Consider the following 6,746-nt stretch of genomic DNA (forward strand, 5'->3'; position numbering starts at 1 on the left):
GTAGAGTCACCCGCGTATCCGATGTACTTGGCCAAGTGGATTCTTGGACAGGCTCCTGGGCATGGTCATAACCAAATAAAGAATCGTTTCAACAACCGAACTCAGGGAATCAAGTTTAATCTCGACACGCAAATTAGGAGGTAATTATAATATGAATCGTCGACTATTTTTGAAAACAATTGGTGTCGGTTCTATGGCAGGGGTTGCGGGTTGTAATCACCGTCTTCTCAATAGTCAGAAGTACCGACTCTGGTTTATTCTTATTCATAATGCAAGTATCCAAGAGCAGGATCTGGAAATCCGAGTTCTCCGTGGTGATGAACTGGTGTTTGAACACACTTACCAGGATATTATCCACTTTCAAGACACGAATGCTGATAAAAATACCTCCTACGGAATGAAACGGAATGATCGTCTAATCACGAATAAGTGGGAAGAAAAACGTGGCTACTATACCATTGAGTATCGTTTGGCTGGAGATAATCCATTCAACAAAATTGAAATTTCGAATATTGATGATTATCAGGGAGAAGACATTGCCGTCGAAATCTATATTCTCGGTCGTCCCGGCCGATTTGAGACAAGTACTAACGTACTTAAACTTGAAAGTGAAAATGAAGCAGAGCAGATTATTAACAGAAGTGCAAATTCAGACAATAACACACGAAGCAATTAGTTAGTCGAGCATACTGAGACCGCAAAGACCGTCAGTTTATCGTCTGGCCCTGTCCCCAGTGCTGGCGGCTCGACCCCTGAATACGGCATCGATACTGTCCAGCGGACCGACCCATCGGTTAGCGCTCTGGCCTCAACCCTCGACTCCACAGGATCGGCATCGTACTCTGCGATTCCGAGATAGGTGTGTTCGCGTCCAACCACAACTTCAGTTGGCGATTGGTTTTCTGGAATCGTGATTTTCCATTCTTATTTCCCCGGTTTTGAAGCTTCGAGCGTTGGATTGTGTCCTGCTGCTCGCGCATCGTGTTCGACCATGGGCCAGCTTTTTCCGGACGATTCAACCGGAGTTGGTGTTCTGGATTCGACTTTCGAGGCGTTTGAATTCGAATTTCTGCCGCGGCTGATACACCCAGATACCCCCAACATGGCACTTGCTCCTACTATTGAAATAAATGAACGTCTATCCATAGCCGAGGTAGTGTGTATAAATTGATAAAATTGTTTTTATTGGCACTGTCTAGTTAGTGACCTCCTCGACCGGTGTTCGTCCATCAAGTGTTTGATGTGGTCTCTGAGAATCATCGTATTGCGAAGTTTCTCTCAGTGAACGCCCGGTCGCGTGGAGTGGACGGCGAACGCTCCCACGTTTCTGCTAAATCCGCTGTAACGCACTCGCTGAGCAGGTCTGCGAGCGTCTCCAAACTAACTCAACGACCTGCTCAATTCTCAAACTGGCTCATCTAGACCGTGCCATAAAATTATTGTGTCTATTGTCCTAGAAATGTAGAAACTATCCAGTTAAACTGGAGATGGCTGGTGAGAGCTAGAACAACCACGAAAATTGATTTAGTGACGTAATTGAGTGGCTAAAAACCACCATCTTGGTATTGAATAATTTTTACATTTGGTAGGCCGGCACTGTCTAGTTAGGCCAGTTTGAGAAGCGAGCAGTTCGTAGATCTAGTGCTTTGCTTGACCTAGAACTGCTCACAGAGTCGTTGGAAACGGCGAATTATGAATGTTGGCAGCGGGAGCGGACGGCGAACGCCCTGACGGGCGTCGCCGTCCGACTCCATGCTGCCGGCCTTTCGCTCAGAGAGACAGAAGCAATTCTGCGTCTTCTCGGCGTAAAACGCTCGTTTCAAGCTATTTTCCAGTGGGTACATCGGTTGGCTGACAGCGTTTCCGACCCGCCGAAGGCGACGCCGAGGCGGGTCGCGGTCGACGAGACCGCTGTCAAGATCAATGGCAAGTGGTCTTGGTTATATGCTGCAATAGACCTCGACACGAAAGTGATTCTTGACGTTGCGCTGTTCAAGCGTCACGGGATTAATCCGGCGGCTGCGTTTCTCCACGGAGTCTGTGAGAAACACGACTGTTCAAACACGGTGTTTCTGGCTGATGCCTTCGGCTATCGGACTGCCTTCTCTCGATTAGGAGTAAACGGTCGAGTCGACTACACAGAGCGAAACCTCATCGAGAAGTGGTTTCACACGCTCAAGATGCGGGTCGACCGTTTCCACAACTCGTGGGTGGGTAGTCGGCAGAGCCTCCGACAGTGGCTTGCACTGTTCGTTCATTACTATAATTTTCAGCGACCGCATCAATCGCTCGACGGAAGAACGCCAGCTCAGGAGGTTAACTAGACAGTGCCCATTTATTCTCCGAAAGTTATATTAGCACAAAGACACATAGATATATTTGGTATGGTATATACCCCTCGAATTCGCGGCATTCCTCAGGTATGGCGGATTGCAGTTCTCGGTGCGCTGGGTGGGCTAGCTATCAACGTTGTCGGAAATTCGCTGTCCATCTCTGGACAGGGCCCTTCTGGTTCAATATTGTTATTCGGGACCGTACTTGCTGGGGGTATCGCAGTCGCTCGTTCGGCAGATCCGGGTGCCGCGGGACTCCGCACTGCATTTATTGGTGCCATCATTAGCTTTATTTTATCTATCCCGCCTAATATGGCATATATTACAAGCTGGAAGGGCGGACCGTTTATGTTCACTATTTTCTCCGTGGTTATATTGAGTGTATTATGTGTACTCGGGGTTATCTTTGGTCGAATTGGCGGTTGGATAACGAACACTGTTACCGCACACTGGTTACACACCACAAATGGCAGTGTTTAGTTTGGAGCATTGTGCCAGCGAGCGAAACTCTGGAGCCAGTTTTCAGCTGTACTCGGTTCGACGTTGCTGAAGCAGTTTGAAAACGAAGAGGTTCGACCCTTTACTTCTCGGAAAATACGTTCGATGGCGTTTCGATTTCCGTGGCGTTCTGTCTGAAATCGGAGCCCGGCTCGTTGCAGTGCAGGTTGGAGATGTTTCGCACCATCGAAGAGAAATACGGTGGTTTCGACATCGTGTTTGTGCCGCAGTTCTTTGAGAAAGATTTCGGTGAGAGCGGTTGTAGTGGTCGAAAACAGCCGAAAATAGAGAATTTCGTTCGTTTCAGTACCTCACAAAGCGTCCTTGGCTAACTGGTTCTGACGAGCGAGTTCACTGATGAAACAGTCGCCGGACCAGCAGTTGACGTCCACTTCAGGCCAGCGATCTCACGAAGGTGTCGGCGGCGAACTACCGCCGCCGACACGACAGCGTTGTCACTGCTTGGAGAGTTGTCCCGGTCGGTATTACCGCTCGAACCGGTCGTCAGGTGGGCAGTTCGCTGGGATCGAGCGGCGAACTGAGAGTGCCTTCCACGCTGCGCGTGTGACGTGGGGGAGTATTATCCGAAACGCCCATAACCAAAACAAGGGGTGTCTTCGGAGGGTGCCATTCCCGCCAGGTCAACCGGAAAACCGAGCCCCGTCGCTGGCCGGGTTGCCCGCCCGCGCTCCAAAAAACCAAAACCACCCCAGCCACTCCTCCCGCGGAGGCGGGGTATTTTTGCCATTGACCACAAAGAATTTCTCCCGCCTCACTTTTCACACTTAACTGACTATGGAAATTCTGCTATCCCATGAGAGCGTGGAACAAGATATGGGACGCAAGAGACCGATTCGTGTTTCCTGCCACCGAGCACGTTTAACTGACTGGTCCAAGTGCGTAAGAAGCCGGGGCTTGGGCGCTACAGCTCGGATGCCGCGGCGCGCGGCATCCGGGTCGCTTGTGTCGAACTCGTCCAACTCGTACTGCGTCTTCAGCTCACGAAACAACGTCTCTACTTCCCAGCGACACCGATACAGCGTTGAGAGATCCGCCGGGAGAAACTCTTCTCTCGGGAGATTCGTGATGTAGAGGTGGTAGTCGTCTGCGTCCTCGTCACGGACGCCGACGACGCGGAACCGCTTCGTATCCAGCGACCGTGTCCCGTTGTACGGCCCACGTTTGAACTCCGCTTCGACCGCTACGTCGATGTACTTCCGCGAGAGGTCATCGACTACATCGTGGATCTGCTTCCCCTCCAAGGGAATGGCGCGGCCGCGCCATTCCCGCAATTCCGCCGTTATCACCGGATTTGCGTTCTGCTTCAGCCGACTCACGAAGTAGCCGTCGTTCTCGTCGATCAACGCGAAGCGACGGTACTTGAAATACGCCAGATCGAGCAGAACCAACCGTCCTTGCAGCCACGAACCCGTCTTGAACAGCGTGCTGTCGTGCGTTTTCTCGTCCGTCACGTCCATCCGTTCAATCGTCTCGTCGGTAGCATTGTGGAGCAGGTGGAGCTTCGCTCCAGCCTGCTCCTCGTGACGGGCTTGGAACTCATCAGAGAGGAACTCGTGCAACCGCAACACCGTTCCATCAGCGATCATCACGTCCCTGAATCGGTCGATATCAGCGTCAACAGCCTCGGGAACAGCGACCTCGTCGAGGCCGTGCTCGACGAGCTCGCGGAGATACTCCGCGAGTGTCGGCGTCAACCGGTGATAGAAGCCGCCAGGTGAAATCGTCTCATCAGCCGTGGAGTTGTAGCTGCGTCTGAACCCTGCGAGAGTTCGGCTCTCACCTGAGGCGAAGCCGAACACGAGCGCCCACACGAGGACTGGAACCTGTAGCTTGCCCTCTCGCTCGACCACGCCGAGTTCCTCGGCGTGCTCTTCGAGGAACTCGGAGGGAAACAGTGTAGTAAGCCGACGCATGATTCTCGATGAGGAGGCTTCTGTGTGCACAACGGTTGCCTCCTCATTCCTCTCGAAAAGAAGCCTCGATAAGCCGTCGCTGTCACGTGGTTCTGCTCTTAGCTAAAGACGGATGCATGATGTCTATTCATATTTCTAACATATAGACAAAATTAGGCCATCCTAAAATCGATGACTCTTTGTATTTTAGGCTGTCCTAAAACTATTATGGCAAAGAAGGAGCAGTCGGCGACTCGCCGGACGTATCTTAAATCTGGGCTCGCGGTCGCCGCTGGCGGCCTGATTGCGGGCTGTACGGGCAATTCGGGCGAGGGGACGACGACAAAATCGGGTTCGAACGCGACCGCAACGTCGACCTCGGAATCCACGACAGAGGCGACGACGGAATCGTCCGACGGCGACTCGTACACCGTCTCCATGGCCCCGATGGGCGACGTGGAGTTCGACGGCGTGCCGGAGACCGTCTTCACGCGCCTGACGCACCACGCAGGAATGGCGTTCGCACTCGGTCACGGCGACGCCGTCAACTCGATGCACGCGCCCGACTACTACGACGCGCTGTGGAACCAGTTCGTCGTGCGACTCGACGGCGTTTCTCTGGACTGGAGCGGCTTGTACTCCTCGTGGGAACCGACGAAAGAGAAACTGTACGAACTCGACAGCGACGTTCACCTCGCGGACCCGGCGAACGTGGCCGCTCTCGGGAGTTGGAGTTCCGCGGACCTCGAAGAAATCGAACAGAACGTCAGCCCGTGGTTCGGGAACACCTTCAGCGACCGAAACCGAAGCCCGCCGTCGGAGTGGGCGGATGCGTACCAGTTCTACGGGCTTTGGGAAATCTTCGAGAAGGTCGCGCAAGTGTTCAAAGCCGAAGCGAAGTACGAAGCACTCGCGTCGATTCACGACGACCTTCTACAGACGATTTCGTCGAACCTCCCCGCTGAGGAAGACCGCCCGACCGCCGTGATGCTCGCCTCCCGCAACTTCGAGACGATTTACGCCTACGACGCGAACCAACCCGGATACCTGACGGCGCACATGCGCCCGCTGGGTGTCGAAAGCGCGTTCGGCGACGATTTCGAGTCCGGCTCGACCGTCGATTTTGAGACGCTTCTCGAAGCCGACCCGGACGTGATTTTCTCGCTCGGAGGAATGCACCCGACGACGGACATGGTCGCAACCAGAGCGATGTTCACCGACGACCCGGTCGGAAGCGAGATTTCGGCGGTGAAAAACGGCCGTATCCACGCGCAGGGCGCTCGCTATCAGGGGCCGATTCTCAACCTATTCCAGTTGGAGATGACCGCAAAACAGCTCTACCCCGAGCAGTTCGGCGCGTGGCCGACATACGAGAAGGGACCGTACCCGGAGATTCCGGAAGACGAACAGTTGTTCGACCGTCAGCGCGTCGCCGACATCATCAACGGAACGAACTAAAACGTCGAAAGACTTCGATTGTCGGCTGTTTTACCAGAGTTGGACTGCCGGCGTCCCGCAGTCGTCACAGACGATAGCCTCGTTACTCTTGTAGTCCCTGACCACCAGGTCGCCGTCGCAGTACGTACAATCGTCGTCGTCGAACGAGTCGAGCAGATACATCGATTGGGACATAGTTGACGGCTTGACTCCATGGATAAGAACATTTCTGCGGATAGATATGTCACGGTTCATCACTCTCGGCGCTGTCGTTACGTCGCTCCGGTCCAGTTACGTCGCTCAATCCAACCCGAGGGTATCGAGGAGTGAGTCGATGTCGAGGTTATCGCCGACGAGTGCCGCGGCCCGTTCGTACGGGTCCGTCTCCGACCGTGCCTCAGTCGGACGCTCACGACCGACTGACTCGTACACTGCGTCGAGGAACGCGTTCCGCGGCGATTCGTTCGCAAAGAGGTCGTGTATGTACGTTCCCGCAACGCGGCCTGTCGCTGCTCCGTCACCGGGGATGGGGATAGCATCACCGACGATTCGGCTCTCTCCCATG

5 protein-coding genes and 4 pseudogenes are annotated in these 6,746 nt (G+C 53.8%); 4 read left to right on the forward strand and 5 right to left on the reverse strand.

Going from position 1 to position 6,746, the window contains the following annotated elements; translation table 11 throughout:
• The first annotated feature begins 151 nt into the window (after positions 1-151).
• The gene (locus QT222_RS09155) at positions 152-676 is read left to right on the forward strand and encodes a hypothetical protein (protein WP_491476985.1); all 525 of its coding nucleotides are present in this window, start codon (positions 152-154) and stop codon (positions 674-676) included.
• A 591-nt stretch (positions 677-1,267) separates the two neighbouring features.
• Here the strand turns inward: QT222_RS09155 and QT222_RS09160 are convergent.
• Positions 1,268-1,379: pseudogene (locus tag QT222_RS09160) on the reverse strand (IS6 family transposase); the annotation flags it as partial.
• Positions 1,380-1,646: 267 nt separating this feature from the next.
• On the opposite strand from QT222_RS09160, the gene QT222_RS09165 reads away from it, so the two are divergent.
• Positions 1,647-2,324, forward strand: a complete 678-nt coding sequence (locus tag QT222_RS09165; RefSeq protein ID WP_004060793.1) for an IS6-like element ISHme1 family transposase — start codon at positions 1,647-1,649, stop codon at positions 2,322-2,324.
• Between the two features lie 60 nt (positions 2,325-2,384).
• Positions 2,385-2,813 (forward strand): DUF5518 domain-containing protein, encoded by a 429-nt coding sequence (locus QT222_RS09170; RefSeq protein WP_160163662.1) that lies wholly within the window; start codon positions 2,385-2,387, stop codon positions 2,811-2,813.
• On the opposite strand, the pseudogene QT222_RS09175 reads toward QT222_RS09170, so the two are convergent.
• Positions 2,810-3,136 (reverse strand): annotated as a pseudogene (locus QT222_RS09175) (transposase domain-containing protein); the annotation flags it as partial. The gene QT222_RS09170 and the pseudogene QT222_RS09175 sit on opposite strands and share 4 nt — an antisense overlap.
• A 636-nt stretch (positions 3,137-3,772) precedes the next feature.
• Positions 3,773-4,765: pseudogene (locus tag QT222_RS09180) on the reverse strand (IS4-like element ISHme2 family transposase); the annotation flags it as partial.
• Positions 4,766-4,972: 207 nt separating this feature from the next.
• On the opposite strand from QT222_RS09180, the gene QT222_RS09185 reads away from it, so the two are divergent.
• A complete protein-coding gene (locus tag QT222_RS09185; RefSeq protein ID WP_491476986.1) occupies positions 4,973-6,202 on the forward strand; it encodes an ABC transporter substrate-binding protein in 1,230 nt (409 codons plus the stop codon).
• 30 nt (positions 6,203-6,232) lie between these two features.
• Here QT222_RS09185 and QT222_RS09190 read toward each other — a convergent pair whose 3' ends face one another.
• Together QT222_RS09190 and QT222_RS09195 are read right to left on the reverse strand one after the other, a co-directional pair.
• Positions 6,233-6,376 carry an HVO_A0556 family zinc finger protein gene (locus tag QT222_RS09190; RefSeq protein WP_169330964.1) on the reverse strand — a complete coding sequence of 48 codons (144 nt, stop codon included), beginning with the start codon at positions 6,374-6,376 and terminating at the stop codon, positions 6,233-6,235.
• Positions 6,377-6,481: 105 nt separating this feature from the next.
• Positions 6,482-6,746, reverse strand: a pseudogene (locus QT222_RS09195) (cobyric acid synthase); the annotation flags it as partial.

Source organism: Haloferax sp. s1 (assembly GCF_058382125.1).